The following is a 20744-nucleotide window of genomic DNA, read 5'->3' as shown; positions in this document are numbered from 1 at the left end:
TTTTTCATAGTGTGTCGGGGGCGAACGGCCGCGCCTCGTACACCAGGTTGAACGGCGTCTGCGCCGCCCTGCGGAAGCTGCCGAAGCCGGCCTGCTCGGCCACGCCGCGCATGCGCGCCTCGCCTGCCTGCGCCCCCAGGCACAGCCCCACTTCCTGCGAGCGCGACGCCGGCGTGCAGATGAACGTGGAGGCGGAATAGAACACGCGCCCGACGGGATTGAGGTTGTCTTCCAGCTTGTCGTTGGCGAACGGTTCGACGATCATCCATGCGCCGTCCGGCCGCAGCGTCTCGCGCACGTGCCGTGCCGCGCCCACGGGGTCGCCCATGTCGTGCAGGCAGTCGAACACCGCCACCAGGTCGTAGTCCTTGCCGGCGTAGTCCTTGGCGCTGGCCACTTCGAAGCGCACGCGGTCGCCTACCCCCGCGCGCCGCGCGGCCTCGGTGGCATGGCGTACCGAAGGCTCGTGGTAGTCAAAGCCGACAAAACGCGAGGCCGGATAGGCCTGCGCCATGATGATGGTCGAGGCGCCATGGCCGCAACCCAGATCGGCCACGCTGGCCCCGCGCCTGAGCCGCGCCTCGATGCCGTCGAGCGCGGGGATCCATTCCGAGACCAGGTGCGCGGAATAGCCCGGCCGGAAAAAGCGCTCGGTGCCGTGGAACAGCGCCGGGTCGTGTTCATGCCAGCCCAGCCCGCGCCCGTTGCGGAAGATGTCGATCATCTTCGGGATAGCGCGGAACTGCGCCACCGCTATCTGGAACGCGCCTGGAATGAACGCCGTGCTGCCCTCTTGCGCCAGTGCAAAGGCCTGCTCTTCGTTCAGGCTGAATTCCGCGCTGTCGGGATCGTAGTCGACGTAGCCGCTGGCGGCCTGGGCCGACAGCCATTCGCGCAGGTAACGCACGTCGGTACGGGTTTTTTGCGCCAGCATATCGGCGGTCATCGGCTTTTCCGCCATGGCCTTGTACAGGCCCAGTTCATCGCCGACCACCACGGTGGCGGCGTGCATCACCGCGCCGATATCGTGGACGAACTTCTCCATGAAGGCATTCAGCCTCGCCTCGTCGACGCTCATGATGCACCTCCCCGTGCGCTCCCTCCCGTTCAATATAGGCGGCGGCCTCAGGCGATACAGCAGGAAGCGGCGCGCCACGACAGCTACCGTGCGGTGCCGCACGCGGCGCCGCGGACACTTGCCAACCCCGGCAAAAGGCGCTATAAAGATGCTTCGTCGCGCCGCAGGCAACCGAGGCACGCCGAACAATTGTCGACCGGCGCGCAATTTTCTGCCTTTCTGCCACGCAGTGCAGCATGAATCCAGCGCCTATCCACAAAATCGAATCAAGCTGACCTCAGCCAACATCCTTTTCCGCCATGTCCGCTAAGTTTTACTTTTACTTCTTTAGCGATCTCACACCGCTGGCGGATAGGGAGGGACGGCTGTAAGCGCCCCGAATACAAAAAAAACCGCCAGCGACCCTGGCGGTTTTTTTATACCCCATTGCTTCCCCACTCTCACGACCTCACAAGATTCACGGAGCCATCATGCTGAAGAACACCGACGACCTGCGCATTCGCGAACTCAAGGAGCTGCTGCCGCCGGCGCACCTGATCCGCGAATTTGGCTGCTCAGAAGCGGCTTCGGACGTGATCTACGGCGCGCGCCAGGCCATGCACCGCATCCTGCACGGCATGGATGACCGGCTCATCGTCATCATCGGCCCGTGCTCCATCCACGATACCCGCGCCGCGCTGGAATACGCCAAGCTGCTCAAGGTGCAGCGCGACCGCTTCGCCAACGAGCTGGAAGTGGTGATGCGCGTCTACTTCGAGAAGCCGCGCACCACGGTGGGCTGGAAGGGCCTGATCAACGACCCGCACATGGACGGCAGCTTCAAGATCAACGACGGCCTGCGCACCGCGCGCGAGCTGCTGCTGAACATCAGCGAGCTGGGCGTGCCGACCGGTACCGAGTACCTCGACATGATCAGCCCGCAATATATCGCCGACCTGGTCAGCTGGGGCGCGATCGGCGCGCGCACCACCGAGTCGCAGGTGCACCGCGAGCTGGCCTCCGGACTGTCGTGCCCGGTGGGCTTCAAGAACGGCACCGACGGCAACGTCAAGATCGCGGTGGACGCGATCAAGGCCGCGTCGCAACCGCACCATTTCCTGTCGGTGACCAAGGGCGGCCACTCTGCGATCGTGTCGACCTCGGGCAACGAGGACTGCCACGTGATCCTGCGCGGCGGCAAGGCGCCCAACTACGATGCCGCCAGCGTGCAGGAAGCGTGCGACGCCATCGCCAAGGCCGGGCTGGCCTCGCGCCTGATGATCGATGCCTCGCATGCCAACAGCAGCAAGAAGCATGAGAACCAGATCCCGGTGTGCGAAGACATCGGCCGCCAGATCGCCGGCGGCGACCAGCGCATCATCGGCGTGATGGTCGAATCGCACCTGGTGGCGGGCCGCCAGGACCACGTGCAAGGCACGCCGGTGGAAAACCTGACCTACGGCCAGTCGGTCACCGATGCTTGCATCGGCTGGGATGAATCGGTCAAGGTGCTGGAAGGCCTGGCGGAGTCGGTGCGCCAGCGCCGCCTGGTGCCGGGCAGCGGCAACTGAGGCATCAGAGGCGCGCGCCTCGCATGACCGCCGGCTACATCCGGCTGTCGTGCATGGCGCCGCCGCCGAGGTCCGCCAGTTCCGGCGTCACCTCGGCGTAGCGCCGCAGCCTGCCGCCATGGCGGGCGATAAAGGCGCTGGCATCGCTCTCGGCGCGGAAGCTCGCCAGCGTCGGCCCCATCGATCCGTGGCGCCCGCTGCCGGCGACATACACGCCGGTGGTGGCATCGAACCAGTGGCCGCGCGGCCGTTCCCAGTCAGCCCGCGCCATGTCCTGCACGAACACCGCGCGCACCGGCCTGACCTGCTCGGGCCGCAGCAGTGCGTGGAACATTTCCACTGTGTCGCAAAACCACTGCGGGCGCGCGTCGCCGGCGTAGAAGATCTGCGCCTTGGGGCCGGGATAGTCGGCCAGCAGCATGCCATCCAGCACGCAGGCGGTGGCGGATTCGATTTCCTGCGGCTGCGCGGTGCCTTCCGGCTTCTTGCCGCAGGCGGCAACGAGGACCGTGGCGCCGGCCATGGCAAGCATCAGGTGGCGGCGGCGCAAAGAGGATGGGGAACACATCAGCGGAATCTCCTGGCAGCAAGGACCAGCGGCACGGCAATCCACGCCAGCAGCGCCGCGCCGGTGGGCCAGGGGCTGGCCAGCGCCGGCGGCACGATGCTGGCAACGCCGCCGGCGCTGCGCAACTGGTCGAGTGAAAAGGCATTGACGATGCGGAACAGGTCCGCGGGGTTCAGCAGCAGCAGCCACGCGATCCAATCGGTGCCGGACCCGCTGGCGCCGCCCTCGCCCGCGCCGGCGACCAGCAGCCCGAGCAGCAGCAGGTCGAACACCAGCACGAAAAAGAACCACAGGCCGATCGCCAGGCCCGATGCCTGCGCGCGGTCGCGCGACAGCACCGACAGCCATAGCGCCAGGCTCAGGAACGCCAGGCCGAGCAGCCCGGCGCTGGCGACAAAGCCGAGGTAGTGGTACAGGCCGGCCCAGCCGAACTGGCGCGCCAGCAGTAGCGCCATCAAGGCAAAGCCGCCGGCGGTGGCAAGCAGCAATGCGGCGGCCAGCCCGAGGTACTTGCCCAGCAACAGCTCGCCGCGCGTCAGCGGCAACGACAGCAGCAGGTCCAGCGAGCCGCGCTCGCGCTCGCCCACCACGGCATCGAAGCCGAGCAGCAGCGCGATCATCGGCACCAGGTAGATCACCAGGCTCGCCAGGCTGGTGATGACGAACTCCAGCGAACGCGGTCCGAGCACACCCTGCTCGGCGCCGCCGAAATAGCCGATCGCCACCGACAGCGCGGTGAAGACGACGGCCACGGCCAGCACCCAGCGGTTGCGCATGCGGTCGCGGAATTCCTTGGCGGCGATCGCTGCCACCTGCCTTGCATCGATGCGCGCGCTCATGCTTGCCCCCGCATGCCGAGGAACAGGTCTTCGAGCGAGGGCTCGCGGATCTGCAGGTCACGCAGGCGGCCCGCAAGCGGCTGCAATGCGGCGAGCATCGGCATCTTGGCGGCAACGGGACAGCGCACGGTCAGTTCATCCGGCCCTTCCTCCATCTCGTCCACCACTTCGATCATGCCGTACGCTTGCGTCCGCAGCAGGCGCAGCGCGTGCTCGCGCGCGCCCGGTTCGAGGCGCAACCGCAGTGTCAGCGGCAGCCCCGCCTGCGCGCGCAGCGCCTCCAGGCTGCCGGTGGCCTGCAAGCGGCCGCCGGCAAGAATGGCGAAGCGGTCGATGCGCTGCTGCAGCTCGGCCAGGATGTGCGAGGTGATGACGATGGTCACGCCGCGCTCGCGCAGCGCGTCGAGCATCCGGTAGAAGTCGCGGATTGCCGCCGGGTCCAGCCCGTTGGTCGGTTCGTCGAGAAACAGCACGCGCGGTGCGCCGAGCAGCGCCTGCGCGAAACCGAGCCGTTGGCGCATCCCTTTCGAATACTCGCGCACCGGCCGTGCGGCGGCGGCGGACAGGCCGACCTGGTCGAGCATCGGCGCGCAGGCATCCGCGTTCACGCCCTTCAGGCGCGCGAAGAAGCGCAGCGTTTCGAGCCCGCTCAGGTTGTCATACAGCACCAGATGCTCGGGCAGGTAGCCGATGCCGCGCCGCGCGGCGCGAAAGGCGCGGCTGCCCACGTCGGCACCGGCGACGCGCAAGGTGCCATGCGTGGGCGGCAACAGCCCCAGCATCATCCTGAACAGCGTGCTCTTGCCCGCGCCGTTATGCCCGATCAGCCCGATCAGTTCGCCCTGCCCCACGCTGAGGCTGACATCGTCCACGGCGCGCAGCGAGCCGAAGTGCCGGCTGACGCCGGTCAGCGCAATGGCATCCGTGATCATTTCAGTTGCCGGTCTGAGCATCCCAGTCCCTCCAGTTGGCGCGCACCGGGCGCATCCGCGGATAGGCATCGACCACGCCCGGCGCCCGGATCACCGGGAACTGCCGTGCCGCCAGCCGCAGCGCCTGCAGCGCCGGACTGCCCAGCAGCAGCGTCACCCCGGGGTAGCGCCAGCCGAGCCGGTCGACGAGGTCATTGGCCTGGTATGGCACGTCACCCACGCCATCGCCGTCGCGGTCCCAGCCCAGGTAGCCGCTCCAGTAGTTGCCCTGTCCGCGCCCGCCCCACGGCTCGTCGCGCGCGCCCACGTAGCGCACCGGCTCGCGGTTGCCGATGAAATCGTTGCCCTGCACCACGTTGCGCGTCGAGCCGGCCGACAGGTGCACGCCGATCGCATTGCCCAGCACCAGGTTGCCGCGCAGCGTCGCGTACTCGACGTCGTAGATAAAGAAGCCGCGCTGGTTGCCGGCGACCACATTGCCTTCGATCACCGAGTCCTGCAGCGTGCGCAGCATGATGCCGTGGTCGGCATTGCCCCAGGTGCGGTTGTTGCGCACGACCTGGTCGCGCACCTCCATCAGCGCCAGCCCGCCGCGGTTGCGGTAGCTGTCGTTGCCTTCCCACAGGTTGTGGTACGAGTTCATGTAATGGGTGCCGTAGCGGCTGTGGTGCAGCCGGTTGCCGCGAAAGATGGCGTGGTGCGAGACATCGACATAGAGTGCATCGCGCACGAAGCTGATGTTGTTGTCGAGGATGCGTGCGCCGCGCGTGTTGTAGAGCTGCACGCCGTTGCCGCGCTGCGCCGAGTTGTAGTCGCGCTTGCCGGTGATGGTGTTGCGTTCGATGCGGACATCGTCGGCCTTCTCGATCCACAGCCCGAACAGGTTGTAGGTCAGGTCGCAATGGCGCACCACGGCGCGGTGCGCGCCGGGGCGGATATAGATGCCGGCGTTCTGGTCCTTCAGGCTGTCGCCGGAGTCGCGCACGATCAGGCCTTCGACGGTCACGTCCGGCGCCGTGATGCGCAGCGTATCGCCGCGCAGCGCGCCGCCGAGCGTGGGCCGCGCGATGCCGCGCAGCACCAGCGGCTTGTCGATGACGAAGTTGCCGGTGTAGTGGCCGCGCGCGATCTCGATGGTGTCCCCCGCGCCGGCGGCATCGATCGCTGCCTGCAGCGACTGGCCGGGCTGCACGCGCCAGGTCGCGGCCTGCGCGCAGCTTATCCATAGGAGCACGATACCAGGCAGCAGCTTCATGCGGCCAGCATCCCCATCGCCTTCAGCGCCAGGAACAGCAACGCGCCGACCAGCAGGTTCTTGAAGCCGACATAGCTAAGCATGTCCATCACAGTTGCGCGCCGGTAACGGCCGCGCCACCACGGGCCATCCTTGACATAGCGCTTGCCGGACAGGCGGATCAGCATTTCATAGAGGCTCCAGCCCAGCCACCAGCCGATCACCGCGCCGGCGCGCATCTGTCCGCTGGCCGCCAGTGCCCACGCAACGGTTGCGGCCAGCGCCACCGCGAGGCCCGCCAGCTGCAGTGCGGCAGCGGTGCGCCAGCCCTGCCCGCTCCATGGACACAAGTGGTCCCACAGCTCGGCGACCCAGCGCGCGACGCCGGCCGTTACCGCGTAGGGGGGCGCCACCGGGTCCGTCGGCATGCGCGGATCCGGGCCCGACGGCTGCGCCGCTTCAGCCGGCACCGGCACCGGCACCAGCGGGATGAAATACCCGTTGCGTCCCACCGGCGTCAGCGGCAGCCCGTCGCGTTCGCGCCGCTTGCGCTCGCGCGCCAGCGGCGGGCAGCCGCGCGTATCGGTATAGAGCACCATGCAGTCGAGGCAATGCAGGCATTCGCGATGGTCGATGCGGCCATCGGCATCGATCGCCTGCGCGCCGCAGCCCACCGCGCATGCCTTGCAGTGGTTGCAGTCGGGCTTGCGCCGCAGGCCAAACCAGCGGAACGTGCTGGGCATTGCCAGTGCGGCGCCGAGCGGGCACAGGTACTTGCAGTAAGGCCGTTCAATGAACAGCGACAGTCCCAGCAGCGTGCAGGCGAACAGCCCGTAGGGCCACGCGCGGTTCGGGATGCCGACCAGGAAGGTCGTCTTGAACGGCTCGATCTCCGCCAGCATCTCGGCCAGAGCCATCGAAAACACCGACACCGCCAGCAGCCCGAAGAACACGCCGTACTTGACCCACTTGAGCCGGTCATGCCAGCGGCGCGGCAACTGCCGCTGCCATCGCTTCAGGCCCTGGAAACGGCCCAGCTTGTAGATCGCCTCGGACAGCGAGCCGAACGGGCACAGCCAGCCGCAGAACAGCCCGCGCCCGAACAGCAACACGGTGATGATGATGAAGATCCAGAAGCAGAAGATAAAGGGATCGCTGAGGAACAACGCCCAGTCCCAGCGCAGCAGCAGTGCATGGAACCACGTCAGCACCTGCGTGATCGATGGCTGCGCCATCGCGCCGAAGCCGACAAAGACAATGCTGAGCGCCCAGGCGGTGTATTTGAACGCATTGACCGGCCATTTGTTCTTGTGTGTAGCGCGCCGCGTCAGGCGGTCGCGCAGTGCGTAGACCAGCGTGACCGCGCCGAGCAGCGCGATGAACAGGCCAATTGCGGTGGCCTGCTTGCGCCAGACCTTGCGCCACGGCGCCTCGGGTTCGTCGAGCTGCGGCCGGCCGCCCTGCAGCATCGCTGCCGGCAGCCAGTATGGCGCATCGAAGCTGGCGAAGCTGCGCGTGCCGGTGGCGCGGTCGACGCGATTGCCGAGGAATGACAGCTTCCACGGATACGCCGCGGAAAACGCCGGCGACCGGATCACGAAGATCGCCGACTCCGTCACCGCCGGCGCGCCCTCCGCCGCGACGCCGTAGAGGTTGAGGTAGTCCAGGTCGCGGAAGGTGAACGCGTCGGCACCCTGGCGCACCTGCACGCGATCGTAGATGCCGCCGCGCACGAAGCCCGAGCCCTTGAACGATTCCGCCCCCCGGGTGCGGACCACGAAAATGGCGTGCTCGCCAGGCTTTAGCTGCGCGCGCAGCCCCTGCCAGCCGGCATCGCCCAGCACGCTGCGGCCGATGTCGGGATGATTGAGATCGCCAAACCACAGTTCGATAAAGGGCTCGCCGCTGCCGGGCAGCCCGACCTGCGCCGGCTGCACGAGCAGCCGCTGCACCAGTCCGCCGGCCACCAGTTGCTGCCAGCCATATTGTTTTCCGCTTTCGGCGAACCGCGCCGGTGCCCGCTTCGCCGGCGCCAGGATGCCAACCTGCCGCGCCACTGCCGCGCCCGACGTGGTCAGCACCTGGTTCTGCGCGATCACCGTCACGGTGGCGCCGGAAATCGCATCGACACCGACCACGCCTTCGTCCGGCCGCGACTGCCCGACCTCGATCTTGTCGGCAACCGACTTGCCGACGTACTGCTGGTTGAAATCGAGCAGCGCCGATTCCGGGATGCCCAGCAGCAGGATCGGCTCGGAATGCTTCAGCACCCTGACTCCGGTGTACTGCCCTCGCGTATCCATGCCGATCAGCGTCACCACCGGCTTGCCGGAATACGCTGGCGTATCGGTGATGTCGGTGGACAACATCACGTACCCGAGCACCTCGCGCTTGCCGTCCGCGCCAGTGCGATAGCCTTCGACGTAGGGCGGTTGTCCCTTGCGCGGAGAGAAGCTGGTGGCGCCGGGCAGCACTTCGGTGCAGGACACCAGCGCGCACAGGTCCGCCGCGGTGGACAGTTCCGGCGGCAAGGCCGCCTCGTAAGCGCCGGCGTGCGCCGGCACGGCAAAGCCAAGCGCCAGCAGGCACACGGCGAAGCCCGCCGCAAGCCGTTCGAGAATTGCGTGGATCATGGGAATTGGGGGCAAGGGACGACCGGCGCAGCAGCGGGCACCGCGCCAGGTCATCCACGCATGCCGTCTCAGGCCTCGACGATCATGCGGCTGCGCATCTCAAGATGCAGCGCGTGGCAGAAGTGGGTGCAGTAGCACCAGAACACGCCCGGCTTGTCGGCGACAAAGGTTACCGACGCGGTCTCGAGCGGATTGACGATGAAGTTGATGTTGTACTTGGGGATGGCAAACCCGTGCGTCAGGTCTTCGATCTTGTCCAGGTTGGTCAGGATCAGCGTGACCTCGTCGCCCTTCTTCAACTTGATTTCGCGCAGCGAGAACACCGGCGCCTGCGACGTGATCTTCACCGTCACCTTCCTGCCGTTGCGGAACACGCCCGACTGCTGCGGATCCTTCACCGCCAGCGGGAAATCATCCAGCGCATAGACCTGCTTCGGCCGCAGCAGCTCGCGACGGAAGATGATGAAATCGTGCGGCTCGCTGTGCACCGGATGGTCCGCCAGCAGCACCATCTTGTCGCCCGAGATATCGATCAGCTGCTCGTTCTCGGCATGCAGCGGCCCCACCGGCAGGAAACGATCCTTGGAGAACTTGCAGCCCACTGCCAGGAACTTGCCGTCGGCGGCGACGGTTTCGGACTGGGAGGCGTTCAGGTGGCCGGGCTGGTACTGCACGTCGAGCCGGTCGACCACGTACTTGGCGTTCTTGTCGCCCTTGTGGAAGCGGATCGCCGCGTCGATATTCCACTTGACGATCTGGCTGTCGAGGAACAGCGTGGTGTAGGCATTGCCGCGCCCGTCGAAGGCGGTATGCAGCGGCCCCAGGCCCAGCTCGACCTCGGCGACGATGGCATCGTCGGGCGTCTCCAGCTTGCCGTCGAACCAGTCCAGCACCTTCGCCAGTTCGATCACGGTGCCGGTCGGCGACAGCTTGCCGGCGCAGATGAAGTACTTCTGGTCCGGGCTGGCATTGACGCCGTGCGGGTTCTTCGGCACCGAGACGTAGGTGGTCAGCGCGGTCTTCGGGTCGGCGTTGGCCGCGTGCGTGCCGTCGACCACCGGCACCTTCGAATCGCCGATGGTCTTGAATTTCCCATCCTTGATCGCAGCCTCGATGCGGGCGATGTTGAAGAACAGGCAGGCATCGCGCTCGGCCGACATCATGTCTTCATAGCGCGCGCCCATCTCGACGTTGTACTGGTTGGTGGCAGCCAGCTTGCCGTCGTACGAGGTTGCGACCAGGTCGCAATTGCCGTCGATCAGCACCTGCCAGCGCACCGCCATCGTCTCCGCATCGACACAGGTGAACAGCGAGCGGTACTTGCCGGCGTCCTCGGTCGGCGTATTGGGCAGCGGCAGGGCGAACTCCGCGCCGCAGAACACGCGCGTGGTGTAGTTGATGTTCGCGTCGACGGGGTCGCGCTTGTCCGGGAAGATGCCGTGGAAACCCTGCACGTTGGGCAGGTCGGTGATCTTGTCGCAGACGAAATAGTCGAGCCGGATGCGCGCCAGCCGCGCGTTGATCTTGTCGTTGATCCACGCGTAGCGGCCATCGTAGTTGCCGTCCTTGTACGAGGCATGCACGTGGTGCGTGTCGCCGACGGTGTACAGCACGTTGCCGTCGGGGCGCGTGCCCATCACGCGCTTGGATTCATTGGTGATGCCCCAGCCGGTCAGTGCATCGGGCACAAAGCACGGGATGCGGTGCAGCTCGCGCCCCGAGGGCAGGCCCAGCACGCGCACGTCGCCCGCATGGCCGCCGCTCCACAGGCCGTAGTAAGTATCGAGCTCGCCCGGCTTCAGGTGCACCGACACGCCGGCAGGGGCGCCGCCATGTCCTGCCTGGGCAACGCTTGCCGCGGTGGCCGCGGCGGGCGCGGCGCCCTTGTCCGTGCACGCCGCCACGCCGGCCAGCCCGGCCAGCGCCGCGGTATTGATAAAGCGCCTTCGTCCCGGTGCCGCCGGTGCATCGGTGTGTGCCAGTGGGTCTTGCGAATGCCTCGTCATCTTCGATCCTCGAACCGTCATTGCAATGGGCGGAGGGCTCCGCCTGCTCTCTTCGTTGTGTGGGTGGCCTGATGTTGCCGGTTACAGATAGTCGAAGCAGTTGGCGTGAACGAGGTTGACGGTCGTCATGGATATCTTAAATATTCATTTTTGATGCATGTTTTTTTGGAAGACTGCCCGGAGAATGGCGACACCACAACGTCAACGACTAACGCGGCATGCGCCGCCCATCCTGTCATGCGCGCCAAGACCCTGCCGGCAACGCTGTCTTCCTCCTCTCGCATCGACGCCATGCGGCGCAACGTTCTGCGCGCCGCCGCGGCCACCATGCCGATGCTTGCCACCGCCATGTTCGTCAGGCCCGCGTTGGCCGATGCCACGGTCACGCGCGCATCGCGGCGCCTGCTGGGCACGCAGGTCGATATCGTGGTGCAGGACAGTTCTTACCAGGCTGCAAGGTCCGGCATCGCCGCCGCCTTTGCGGAAATGGCGCGCCTGGAGCAATTGATGTCGCGCTACCGGCCGGACAGCCAGGTCAGCGCGCTGCAGCGCGCAGCGGGCCGGCAGCCGGTGCCGGTCGCACCGGAACTGATGGCAGTGCTCCAAGCGGCGGCAGCACTGTCGGCGCGCACCGGTGGCGCGTTTGACATCACCGTCGGCGCCTTTGCCGGCTGGCACTTCGGTGAAGGCAATGCACGCGTACCGGCTTCCGCCGAGCTGGCACGCGAACGGACGCTGGTGGACTACCGGCAGGTCATGCTCGACGAACGCCGGGGCGAAGCGATGCTGCTGCGCCCCGGCATGCGCCTGGACCTGGGCGGCATCGCCAAGCTGCCGATCCTGCAGGCCGGCATGCAGGCACTGCGCAGGCATGGATTGCATCATGCCATGATCAATGGCGGCGGCGATGTGCTGGCGAGCGGCCAGCTGCAAGGGCGCGACTGGCGCGTGGGCGTGCGCGATCCGCGCGCACCGGCACGGCTGCTGGGCGTACTGGAGGTATCCGACGCCGTGGTAGCGTCATCGGGCGACTATGAGCGCTGCTTCGTCGCCAACGGCAGGCGCTACCACCACGTGCTCGACCCCGCCACCGGCATGCCGGCGTCGGGCCCGCATGGCGTGACGCTGGTGGCTTCACCGGCTGTGGCGGTCAATGGACTCGGTGCCGCGTTGATGGTGGCTGGCAAGTCCGCCGCGGCCGGCCTGCTGCTCGATGCGGCCGGCGTCGATGCGCTGGTCGTCGGCGACGGTGAGCCCTGGCTTACGGCAGGGATGCGCCGCCGGCTGGCAGGTGTGGCGGCGTAGGACGCGCCGGCGCGCCGCCCAAAGAAAAAACCGCCTGTCCAAGGCGGCCTTTTCCTCTGCAACGGCGCGACGGTCGCCGCTACGGCTTACTTCTTAAGCACCAGGTCGCCCGGCAGCGACTCGATATACGCAGCGATATCCTTCAACTCCTTGCGCGTGAACGGACGCGGCTTGCCATCCTTGCCGGTCACGGCCGGATTGGCATTGACCTGGCCGGCCATGATTGCATTGGAGCGGCCCACCAGCGCGTTGCCCGACACCTGGTACGACAGCAGCGCGTGGTACAGGTAGTCGGCATGCTGGCCGGCCAGCTTGGGATAGTCGGGGGAAATCGGCTTGTTCATGCCCGCGCCGTGGCAGGCCACGCAGGCACCCTTTTCCACCAGCGCCTTGCCGTTGGCGAGGTCGGCGGCCGAAACCGGCAGTGCGGCGGCACCCAGCACGAGTGCGCCGAGCGCGATCGAAAGCGTCTTGAGCGTCTTCATGATGGGTCTCTTACTTCAGGGCGTTGTTCTGGGTATTCGGCTTCTGCTGCGAGTAGTAGGCCGCCACGTCGGCGATTTCCTGCTCGGTCAGCGTGGCCGCGATGCTGCGCATGGTCGGGTGCTTGCGCTCGCCCTTCTGGTACGCCTTCAGCGCGTTTTCGATGTACTTGGCGCTCTGGCCGCCCAGCATCGGCACTTCATAGATCTCGGGGAATGACGCACGGTAGCCCGGAATGCCGTGGCATCCGATGCACATTGCAACCTTGTCCTTGGCAGCGTCTCCATTGCCCTTGACTTCCTGTGCCTGCGCGCCCATTGCAGCCGCGCCCAGCACCACCATCGTGAGGAGCTTTTTCATTGTCTTTGCGGATTGGAAATTAAACCGTGCGTGACCTGCCCTGCCGGGCGGAGACGGTTTCAGAATGCTTCTGGGAAAGCCTGGCTTGTCGGTGGGGTTGCAAGAGGTGCAACCCGCCAGACCCGCCCAGACATTCGGCATCCGGGATCATTGCCGTGATGTGGAACACATTCTGGAACCACCTCGCGCAATCGCCGCGACCCGGGCGGGCCGCTGGGACTTCTGAGCGCGGACTGCCGGATACTGGAGAACTGGACGTGGGGGCGCGTCAAACCGGCGCATTGTACAGCAGGCGGCACCTGGCAGTCCAGCAACCGCCCCTCGTTGCAGGCCGCCTGTCAGGCCCGCCCAACACGAACCACAAAGGTCTTTTATACTGGCCCACTCCGGGAAAGCGCACGACCGTTCGCAGACGCTCGATGGCAGGCCCGGACGAACCATACCGCCCATAATGAAAGCGCGCGTGACAGCGCGAAGAGACTGCGCCAAACACGCCAACCCGGCCCGAACCGACCAAGACAGGGCCGTCACCTCCAGGTTGCCTCATGTCAAACACCGCCAACGCTTCCGCCCAAGCTTCTTCCGCCCAGCAGGCCCGTTTCGAGGGCAGTGACCAGTATGTCGCCACCGACGACCTCAAGCTGGCCGTCAACGCCGCGCGCACGCTGCAGCGCCCGCTGCTGATCAAGGGCGAGCCCGGCACCGGCAAGACCATGCTGGCCGAGGAAGTGGCCGCCGCGCTCGGCATGCCGCTGCTGCAGTGGCATATCAAGTCGACCACCAAGGCGCAGCAGGGCCTGTACGAATACGACGCGGTCTCGCGCCTGCGCGACTCGCAGCTCGGCGACGACCGCGTGCACGACATCCGCAACTACATCGTCAAGGGCGTGCTGTGGCAGGCCTTCGAGGCCGACCAGCAAGTGGTGCTGCTGATCGACGAGATCGACAAGGCCGACATCGAATTCCCCAACGACCTGCTGCGCGAACTCGACCGCATGGAGTTCTACGTCTACGAGACGCGCGAACTGGTCAAGGCGAAGCACCGTCCGCTGGTGATCATCACCTCGAACAACGAGAAGGAACTGCCCGACGCCTTCCTGCGCCGCTGCTTCTTCCACTACATCAGGTTCCCGGACGCCGACACCATGCAGCAGATCGTCGACGTGCACTACCCCGGCATCAAGCGCGAGCTGGTCGCCGCCGCGCTGGAATCGTTCTACGAGATGCGCAACCTGCCGGGCCTGAAGAAGAAACCGTCCACCTCCGAGCTGATCGACTGGCTCAAGCTGCTGATGTCCGAGGACATCCCGCCCGATGCGCTGAAGAGCCCCGACAAGAAGGCCGCGATCCCGCCGCTGCACGGCGCGCTGCTGAAGAACGAGCAGGACGTGCACCTGTTCGAGCGCCTGGTGTTCATGAACCGCGCCAACCGCTGAGCGAGCATTCTGTCATGACCGCTTTTGCCAAACCCGTGACCCTGGCCGGCAAGCACGCCACGCTGGAGCCGCTGCGACCCGAGCATGCCGACGGCCTGCGCGCCGCCTGCGCCGACGGCGAGCTGTACAAGCTCTGGTACACCAGCGTGCCCGCGCCCGAGCGCATGGAAGCCGAGATCGTGCGGCGCCTGGGCCTGCAGGAGCAGGGCTCGATGCTGCCGTTCGCGGTGCGCGACGCCGCGGGCGAACTGGCGGGCATGACCACTTACATGAATATCGACGCGGCCAACCGGCGCGTGGAGATCGGCTCGACCTGGTACGCGCGCCGGGTCCAGCGCACGCCGCTGAACACCGAGTGCAAGCTGATGCTGCTCGGCCATGCCTTCGACCAGCTCGACTGCATCGCCGTTGAATTCCGCACGCACTGGATGAACCAGCAGAGCCGCGCCGCGATTGCGCGCCTCGGCGCCAAGCAGGACGGCGTGCTGCGCAACCACCAGCGCATGCAGGACGGCTCGTTGCGCGATACCGTGGTGTTTTCGATCATCGCCAGCGAATGGCCGACGGTGCGTCAACACCTGCAATTCCAGCTTGACCGTCCGCGCTGAAGCGGCCGCCTATCACCTGAGCAAGGCATCATGCTGATCGACTTCTTCTTCTCGCTGCGCCACGCCAAGCTGCCGGTCTCGGTCAAGGAATACCTGACCATGCTGGAAGCGCTCAAGGCGCAGGTCATCACGCCCTCGATCGACGAGTTCTACTACCTGTCGCGCATGACGCTGGTCAAGGACGAGAAGCACTTCGACAAGTTCGACCAGGCCTTTGCCGCCTACTTCAAGGGTGTGGAAAGCCTGGTTGACTGGAAGTCCGACATCCCGCTCGACTGGCTGCAGAAGACGCTGGAGCGCGAGCTGTCGGCCGAGGAAAAGGCCAGGATCGAGGCCATGGGCGGCCTCGACAAGCTGATGGAGCGCCTCAAGCAACTGCTCGAGGAGCAGAAGGAAAAGCACGAGGGCGGCAACAAGTGGATCGGCACCGGCGGCACCTCGCCGTTCGGGCACGGCGGCTACAACCCCGAAGGCATCCGCATCGGCGGCCCGAGCAAGGGCAACCGCACCGCGATCAAGGTGTGGGAAGCGCGCACCTACAAGGACTACGACGACCAGGTCGAACTGGGCACGCGCAACATCAAGGTGGCGCTGCGCCGCCTGCGCCGTTTTGCGCGCGACGGGGCCGACACCGAGCTGGACCTGGACGACACTATCCACTCGACCGCGGCCAATGCCGGCCTGCTCGACATCAAGCTGCGGCCCGAGCGCCACAACAAGGTCAAGGTGCTGATGCTGATGGACGTGGGCGGCTCGATGGACGACCACATCAAGCGCGTGGAAGAACTGTTCTCGGCCACCAAGACCGAGTTCAAGCACCTGGAGTACTACTACTTCCACAACTGCCTGTACGACTACGTGTGGAAGAACAACCGCCGCCGCCACGCCGAGAAACTGGCCACGTGGGACCTGCTGCACAAGTACACGTCCGACTACAAGATCATCTTCGTCGGCGACGCGACCATGAGCCCGTACGAGATCCTGCAGCCCGGCGGCTCGGTCGAGTACAACAACGCCGAGGCCGGCGCGGTGTGGCTGAACCGCATGACCGAGCAGTTCCCGCACTTCGTCTGGCTCAACCCCGAGCCCGAAGGCCTGTGGCAGTACCGCCAGTCGATCACGGTGATCAACCAGCTGATGAAGGGGCGCATGTACCCGGTCACGCTGGCGGGGCTGGAATCGGCGATGAAGGTGCTGTCGAAGTGAGTGAGTGAATGCCGCGTTAGGGACGATCGGCCTGTTCCCTTGCGCGGCATCACCCGCTGCTTTCGTACTGCAGCAGCGCAGACCACTCGCGGCAGGCCTTCTTGTCGGCCGGGTTCTCCCCGGCGCAGTTGGTGCCGGCCGGGCTCGGGCCGGCATCGACACCATGGCCTGGCGCCCGAACAGCCGGCCGCCCTGGTTGGAGTTGCCGGCGTCGAGCGCTGAGCCGCGCAGCGGCGCCCGCCTTGGCTGCGGCGAGTCAGTCCACCGTGATCCCTGCCTGCCGGATGAACCTGCCATAGCGCGCCCGGTCGGCAATCTGCCGCTCACCGTACGCGCGGATGCTCATCGGCTCCGCCGTGCCGCCCAGCTTCCTGACGCTTTCCTGTAGCGGCGCAGCGGACAGTGCCTGGTTGATCTCGCGGTTCATGCGTTCCAGGATGGCCGGCGGCGTGCCTGCAGGCGCATAGACCCCGAAGGTCGAATCGCCGTCCACATCCCGCAGGCCAGCTTCGGCCAGCGTGGGCACATCGGGGAACTGCGGTGCGCGCCGGGCGCTGGCCACCGCGAGCAGGCGCAGCTTGCCGCTGGCAACGTATTGCAGCCCCGGCCCCGGGTCGAACATGAACTGGACCTGCCCCGCGAGCAGGTCGCCCAAAGCCGGCGCCGCGCCCTTGTACGGCACGTGCACGGCATCGAGCCCACCCGACCGCTTGAACATTTCCGCCGCGATATGCGGCGTGCTGCCGTTCCCGGCCGAGCCGTAGCTGAGCTTGCCCGGATGCTCGCGCACGTAGCTGACGAACTCGCCCAGCGTCTTGACCGGCAGCGAGGGATGCACCAGCAGGTAGACCCGCACCAGCGCCACGGATGCCACGGGCGTCAGGTCCCTGAGCGGGTCGTAGGGCATCTTCTTGTAGAGGAAGGGATCGATCGCCACCGCACCGCCGGAGGTCAGCAGGAAGGTGTATCCATCCGGCTGTGCCTTGGCCACGGCATCGCCGCCGACGATGCCGTTCGCGCCGGGCCGGTTATCCACCACCACGGGGCGTTTGAGCGCTTCGGACAGGGTCGGTGAAATGCCGCGGGCCAGCGTGTCGGCCGCGCCGCCGGCCGGGAAGTTCACCACCAGCCGGATCGGCTTCACGGGCCACGGCGTGGCATTGCCTTGTGCAGCCGCGCTGCCGGCCAGGCCCAGCGCGCACATTGCCACGGCAATGGGGCGCGCAATGCGGGAAGGGAATCGCATATGCTTTGTCTCCTGAATGTTCTCGTTATGTGCGAGCGGCCAGTGGCCACCACCGGCCACCACCGGCCACCACCGGCCGTCCTGCTCAGAACGGATACTGCCTCGGCGTGGTCTGCATCGTGATCCAGCGCAGTTCGGTGAAGGCCTCGATGCCGGCCTTGCCGCCAAAGCGGCCATAGCCGCTGGACTTGACACCGCCGAACGGCATCTGGGCTTCGTCATGCACGGTGGGCCCGTTGACATGGCAGATGCCCGACTCGATGCGCCGCGCGACCTGCATGGCGCGCGCGATGTCGCGCCCGAACACGGCGGCGGAAAGCCCGTACTCCGAATCATTGGCGCAGGCGATGGCCGCTTCCACGCCACTGACGCGCACGACCGCCTTGACTGGCCCAAACGATTCCTCGTGGTAGATGTCCATCTCCGGCGTGACATGATCGAGCACGGTCGCGGCCATCAGCGTATCCGTGGCCTTGCCGCCGCAGGCGAGCTTCGCGCCCTTGGCCAGCGCATCGTCGATCATGGCGTTGCAGCGTTCGACCGTGCTCATGTCCACCACCGAGCCCAGCACCGCCGGCCCCGAGCGCGGATCGGCAAGCGGCAACGCGGCGGCACGTGCGGCGAACCTGGCAACGAAGTCGTCCGCCACGACAGCATCCACCAAGATGCGCTCGGTGGACATGCAAATCTGGCCCGAGTTGGCGAAGGCGCCGAAGATGGCGGCGTCGACCGCGGCATCGAGGTCGGCATCATCGAGCACCACCAGCGGCGCCTTGCCGCCCAGTTCGAGCACCGCCGGCTTCAGGTGGCGCGCGCAGGCCTGCGCAATCAGCCGGCCCACGCGCGTCGAACCCGTGAAGTTGACGCGCCGTACCGCCGGATGGGCCACCATGGCCTCCACCACCTCGGCGGCGTCGGCCGGCGCATTGGTGATGAAGTTGACCACGCCCGGCGGAAAGCCAGCTTGCGCGAGCGCATCGATGATCAGGCCATGCGTTGCCGGGCAGATCTCCGAGCCCTTGAGCACCACGGTGTTGCCGCAGGCAAGCGCGGTCGCCACCGCACGCACGCCGAGGATGACCGGCGCGTTCCAGGGCGCGATGCCAAGCACCACGCCCGCGCCCTGCCGCACCGCCATGGCAACGCTGCCCGGCACGTCAGACGGAATCACGTCGCCATGAATGTGCGTGGTCAGGGCGGCCGCCTCCTGCAGCATGCCGACGCCCAGATGCACGTTGAAGCCGGCCCACTGGGCCGAGGCGCCGGTCTCCGCCGCCATCGCCGCCGCGATCGCCGCCCCCTTGCTTTCCAGCGACTGCGCGGCGCGCATCAGCAGCGCCCGGCGATCGCCCGGGCCCGTATCGCGCCACGCCGGGAAGGCATCGGCCGCTGCCGCCACGGCGGCCAGCGCATCCGCCTTGCCGGCGGCCGGGGCGCGCGTGGCGACGCTCTGGTCCAGCGGGTTGCGGCGCTCGAAGGTTGCGCCGCTGGCGGCCGGCGTACGCTCGCCGCCGATCAGCATGGTGATGGTCTGCATGGTCTGTCTCCTCTGTTGTTCTGGCATGCCGGCGCGGCATGGAAAGGGAAAGCGGCTAGGCCACCTCGATCTCGACCACGGTCGGCACGCTGGATTGCAGCGCCGTGGCCAGCGCATCGGGCAGCGCTGACGCGGTGCGGATCCGCACCGCCTCGCAGCCATGGCCGCGCGCGAGCGCCACGAAATCGAGGTCGGGCAGAGCCGTGCCCACCAGCGGATCGCCGTGGCCGAAGCCGAAGGTAGGCGCGAATTCCTGCAGCGCCGCGTAGCGGCGGTTGTTCAGCACGATGAACGTGATCGGCAGTTTCAGCTGCGCGGCGCTCCACAACGCCTGGATCGCGTACATGCTGGACCCGTCGCCGACCAGGCCGATCACCTTGCGCCCTGGCTTGCCCAATGCCACGCCAACAGCCGCCGGCAGCCCGAAGCCCAGGCCGCCGCTGCACATCGTGTAGAAGGTCTCGCTGCGCACGATCGGCAGGTAGCGATGCATCACCGGGCGCGCGCTCGGCGCTTCCTCGACGATGATCGACTCCGGATCGCGCAGCTCGGCCAGGGTCTGCAGCACGTAGGCCACGCTCATCGGCGCGCCCGGCTGCGCGCGCGGCGCGGGCTGCCTTGGCGGCGGGGCTTCGCGGCGCGGCGGGGCGGGACGGGCCAGCAGGCCGGCCACACCCTGGCGGATGCTGCCGACCGCGCTCGTGCCCGCCGGTGCCCAGGCTGCGGCACTGGCGTCCTCGGTCAGCTGGACCAGCTGCGCGCCCGGCGGCACGTGCGGGCCGAAGCCCTCCACGTGATAGGTGAACGCGGGTGCGCCCACGGCAAAGATCAGGTCATGCCCGGCCAGCAGCGCGACGATCTTCTCGCGCATGGCCGGCAGGAATCCGGCAAACAGCGGATGGTCTTCGGGAAAGCCGCAGCGCCCCGACATCGGCGCGACCCACACCGAAGCCTGGTGCCGCTCGGCCAGCCGCACGACGTCATCCCAGGCGCCGTCACGATCGACGGCCGCGCCGACCACCAAAGCGGGACGGCGGCTGGCGTCGAGCGCGTCGCCGATCTGCGCGAGCAGCGCGGGCTGGGCCCCGATCTCGGTGCTGACCGTGCGCGGCAGTACCGGCTCGCAGGGACGGGCCCAGTCATCGGCCGGAATGGAGATCAGCACCGGCCCGCGCGGCGGCTGCATGGCGATGTAGTAGCCGCGCGCAATCGCCAGCGGCACGTCTTCGGCGCGTGCCGGCTCGCAGCTCCACTTCACGTATGGCTTGGGCAGCTCCGTTGCCTGCGCCGAATAGAGGAACGGTTCGTACGGCAGGATCGAGCGCGCCTGCTGGCCGGCAGTGATCACCAGCGGCGTGCGGTTCTTGAAGGCAGTGAAGATGCTGCCCATGGCATGCCCGACGCCGGCGGCCGAGTGCAGGTTGACGAAGGCGGCGTTGCGCGTGGCCTGGGCGTAGCCGTCGGCCATGCCGACCACGGCCGACTCCTGCAGGCCCAGCACGTAACGAAAATCAGCAGGGAAATCCAGGAATAGCGGCAGTTCGGTCGAGCCGGGATTGCCGAACACCGAAGTCATGCCAAAGGCCCGGAGCAGGTCCAGGACGGCGCCGCGGACAGTGACAGGCAGCTGGGGTGGGCTGGAAGGGGCGATAGGCGCCATGGCGGTCGGTTCCTAGGGCTGGGATGGGTTGACTTGCGCTACAGTATGGACACGCTGCCCTTG

17 protein-coding genes are annotated in these 20744 nt (G+C 67.1%); 5 read left to right on the top strand and 12 right to left on the bottom strand.

Annotated elements, in window-relative coordinates; all coding sequences use genetic code 11:
* Positions 1-4: 4 nt before the first annotated feature.
* The gene (locus E1J61_RS30920; RefSeq protein ID WP_133097684.1) at positions 5-1078 is read right to left on the bottom strand and encodes a class I SAM-dependent methyltransferase; all 1074 of its coding nucleotides are present in this window, start codon (positions 1076-1078) and stop codon (positions 5-7) included.
* A gap of 470 nt (positions 1079-1548) precedes the next feature.
* On the opposite strand from E1J61_RS30920, the gene aroG reads away from it, so the two are divergent.
* On the top strand, positions 1549-2628 hold the full coding sequence (aroG, locus tag E1J61_RS30915) for a 3-deoxy-7-phosphoheptulonate synthase AroG (protein ID WP_165971581.1): 1080 nt from the start codon (positions 1549-1551) through the stop codon (positions 2626-2628).
* Positions 2629-2662: 34 nt separating this feature from the next.
* On the opposite strand, the gene E1J61_RS30910 is transcribed toward aroG, so the two are convergent.
* From E1J61_RS30910 to nosZ, 6 genes are all read right to left on the bottom strand, one after another.
* Positions 2663-3196, bottom strand: a complete 534-nt coding sequence (locus tag E1J61_RS30910) for a nitrous oxide reductase accessory protein NosL (protein WP_133097682.1) — start codon at positions 3194-3196, stop codon at positions 2663-2665.
* Positions 3196-4035, bottom strand: coding sequence for an ABC transporter permease (locus E1J61_RS30905; protein WP_207951284.1), 840 nt, complete (start codon positions 4033-4035; stop codon positions 3196-3198). Before E1J61_RS30905 ends, E1J61_RS30910 begins: the two co-directional genes overlap by 1 nt.
* Positions 4032-4967, bottom strand: coding sequence for an ABC transporter ATP-binding protein (locus tag E1J61_RS30900; protein WP_195428085.1), 936 nt, complete (start codon positions 4965-4967; stop codon positions 4032-4034). The genes E1J61_RS30905 and E1J61_RS30900 overlap by 4 nt, the downstream gene beginning before the upstream one ends.
* A gap of 1 nt (position 4968) precedes the next feature.
* A complete protein-coding gene (locus E1J61_RS30895; RefSeq protein ID WP_133097680.1) occupies positions 4969-6222 on the bottom strand; it encodes a nitrous oxide reductase family maturation protein NosD in 1254 nt (417 codons plus the stop codon).
* On the bottom strand, positions 6219-8834 hold the full coding sequence (locus tag E1J61_RS30890; RefSeq protein WP_133097679.1) for a NosR/NirI family protein: 2616 nt from the start codon (positions 8832-8834) through the stop codon (positions 6219-6221). The genes E1J61_RS30895 and E1J61_RS30890 overlap by 4 nt, the downstream gene beginning before the upstream one ends.
* Before the next feature lie 68 nt (positions 8835-8902).
* Positions 8903-10840 (bottom strand): TAT-dependent nitrous-oxide reductase, encoded by a 1938-nt coding sequence (gene nosZ / locus E1J61_RS30885; protein WP_133097678.1) that lies wholly within the window; start codon positions 10838-10840, stop codon positions 8903-8905.
* A 291-nt stretch (positions 10841-11131) separates the two neighbouring features.
* Here nosZ and E1J61_RS30880 point away from each other — a divergent pair, with 291 nt between their 5' ends.
* Positions 11132-12145 (top strand): FAD:protein FMN transferase, encoded by a 1014-nt coding sequence (locus E1J61_RS30880; RefSeq protein ID WP_371704893.1) that lies wholly within the window; start codon positions 11132-11134, stop codon positions 12143-12145.
* An 86-nt stretch (positions 12146-12231) separates the two neighbouring features.
* On the opposite strand, the gene E1J61_RS30875 is transcribed toward E1J61_RS30880, so the two are convergent.
* Both E1J61_RS30875 and E1J61_RS30870 read right to left on the bottom strand, forming a co-directional pair.
* A complete protein-coding gene (locus E1J61_RS30875) occupies positions 12232-12630 on the bottom strand; it encodes a c-type cytochrome (RefSeq protein WP_133097677.1) in 399 nt (132 codons plus the stop codon).
* A gap of 10 nt (positions 12631-12640) precedes the next feature.
* Positions 12641-12988, bottom strand: coding sequence for a cytochrome c (locus E1J61_RS30870; RefSeq protein WP_133097676.1), 348 nt, complete (start codon positions 12986-12988; stop codon positions 12641-12643).
* 545 nt (positions 12989-13533) lie between these two features.
* On the opposite strand from E1J61_RS30870, the gene E1J61_RS30865 reads away from it, so the two are divergent.
* Genes E1J61_RS30865 through E1J61_RS30855 form a run of 3 tightly spaced genes read left to right on the top strand, consistent with a single transcriptional unit; the run spans position 13534 to position 16238 of the window.
* On the top strand, positions 13534-14424 hold the full coding sequence (locus E1J61_RS30865) for a MoxR family ATPase (RefSeq protein WP_133097675.1): 891 nt from the start codon (positions 13534-13536) through the stop codon (positions 14422-14424).
* Positions 14425-14438: 14 nt separating this feature from the next.
* On the top strand, positions 14439-15032 hold the full coding sequence (locus E1J61_RS30860; protein ID WP_133097674.1) for a GNAT family N-acetyltransferase: 594 nt from the start codon (positions 14439-14441) through the stop codon (positions 15030-15032).
* A 30-nt stretch (positions 15033-15062) separates the two neighbouring features.
* The gene (locus E1J61_RS30855) at positions 15063-16238 is read left to right on the top strand and encodes a VWA domain-containing protein (protein WP_133097673.1); all 1176 of its coding nucleotides are present in this window, start codon (positions 15063-15065) and stop codon (positions 16236-16238) included.
* Positions 16239-16494: 256 nt separating this feature from the next.
* Here the strand turns inward: E1J61_RS30855 and E1J61_RS30845 are convergent, their stop codons facing one another.
* The 3 genes from E1J61_RS30845 to mdlC all read right to left on the bottom strand — a co-directional run bounded on the left by E1J61_RS30845 (position 16495) and on the right by mdlC (position 20681).
* Positions 16495-17484, bottom strand: a complete 990-nt coding sequence (locus E1J61_RS30845) for a tripartite tricarboxylate transporter substrate binding protein (RefSeq protein ID WP_133097672.1) — start codon at positions 17482-17484, stop codon at positions 16495-16497.
* Positions 17485-17569: 85 nt separating this feature from the next.
* On the bottom strand, positions 17570-19021 hold the full coding sequence (locus E1J61_RS30840) for an aldehyde dehydrogenase (RefSeq protein WP_133097671.1): 1452 nt from the start codon (positions 19019-19021) through the stop codon (positions 17570-17572).
* A 55-nt stretch (positions 19022-19076) separates the two neighbouring features.
* The gene (mdlC, locus tag E1J61_RS30835) at positions 19077-20681 is read right to left on the bottom strand and encodes a benzoylformate decarboxylase (RefSeq protein ID WP_133097670.1); all 1605 of its coding nucleotides are present in this window, start codon (positions 20679-20681) and stop codon (positions 19077-19079) included.
* Positions 20682-20744 lie beyond the last annotated feature (63 nt).

The organism is Cupriavidus sp. L7L, assembly GCF_004353535.1.
GTDB lineage: Bacteria > Pseudomonadota > Gammaproteobacteria > Burkholderiales > Burkholderiaceae > Cupriavidus > Cupriavidus oxalaticus_A.
This window is presented reverse-complemented; position numbering and strand designations above follow the sequence as displayed.

Excerpts from the sequence above, each read along its gene's own strand:
- E1J61_RS30855 (WP_133097673.1), top strand. The coding sequence starts at position 15,063 with ATGCTGATCGACTTCTTCTTCTCGCTGCGCCACGCCAAGCTGCCGGTC.
- E1J61_RS30865 (WP_133097675.1), top strand. The coding sequence starts at position 13,534 with ATGTCAAACACCGCCAACGCTTCCGCCCAAGCTTCTTCCGCCCAGCAG.
- E1J61_RS30860 (WP_133097674.1), top strand. The coding sequence starts at position 14,439 with ATGACCGCTTTTGCCAAACCCGTGACCCTGGCCGGCAAGCACGCCACG.
- E1J61_RS30895 (WP_133097680.1), bottom strand. The coding sequence starts at position 6,222 with ATGAAGCTGCTGCCTGGTATCGTGCTCCTATGGATAAGCTGCGCGCAG.
- mdlC (WP_133097670.1), bottom strand. The coding sequence starts at position 20,681 with ATGGCGCCTATCGCCCCTTCCAGCCCACCCCAGCTGCCTGTCACTGTC.
- nosZ (WP_133097678.1), bottom strand. The coding sequence starts at position 10,840 with ATGACGAGGCATTCGCAAGACCCACTGGCACACACCGATGCACCGGCG.
- E1J61_RS30840 (WP_133097671.1), bottom strand. The coding sequence starts at position 19,021 with ATGCAGACCATCACCATGCTGATCGGCGGCGAGCGTACGCCGGCCGCC.
- E1J61_RS30890 (WP_133097679.1), bottom strand. The coding sequence starts at position 8,834 with ATGATCCACGCAATTCTCGAACGGCTTGCGGCGGGCTTCGCCGTGTGC.
- E1J61_RS30900 (WP_195428085.1), bottom strand. The coding sequence starts at position 4,967 with ATGATCACGGATGCCATTGCGCTGACCGGCGTCAGCCGGCACTTCGGC.
- E1J61_RS30920 (WP_133097684.1), bottom strand. The coding sequence starts at position 1,078 with ATGAGCGTCGACGAGGCGAGGCTGAATGCCTTCATGGAGAAGTTCGTC.
- aroG (WP_165971581.1), top strand. The coding sequence starts at position 1,549 with ATGCTGAAGAACACCGACGACCTGCGCATTCGCGAACTCAAGGAGCTG.
- E1J61_RS30880 (WP_371704893.1), top strand. The coding sequence starts at position 11,132 with ATGCGGCGCAACGTTCTGCGCGCCGCCGCGGCCACCATGCCGATGCTT.
- E1J61_RS30845 (WP_133097672.1), bottom strand. The coding sequence starts at position 17,484 with ATGCGATTCCCTTCCCGCATTGCGCGCCCCATTGCCGTGGCAATGTGC.
- E1J61_RS30870 (WP_133097676.1), bottom strand. The coding sequence starts at position 12,988 with ATGAAAAAGCTCCTCACGATGGTGGTGCTGGGCGCGGCTGCAATGGGC.
- E1J61_RS30905 (WP_207951284.1), bottom strand. The coding sequence starts at position 4,035 with ATGAGCGCGCGCATCGATGCAAGGCAGGTGGCAGCGATCGCCGCCAAG.
- E1J61_RS30875 (WP_133097677.1), bottom strand. The coding sequence starts at position 12,630 with ATGAAGACGCTCAAGACGCTTTCGATCGCGCTCGGCGCACTCGTGCTG.
- E1J61_RS30910 (WP_133097682.1), bottom strand. The coding sequence starts at position 3,196 with ATGTGTTCCCCATCCTCTTTGCGCCGCCGCCACCTGATGCTTGCCATG.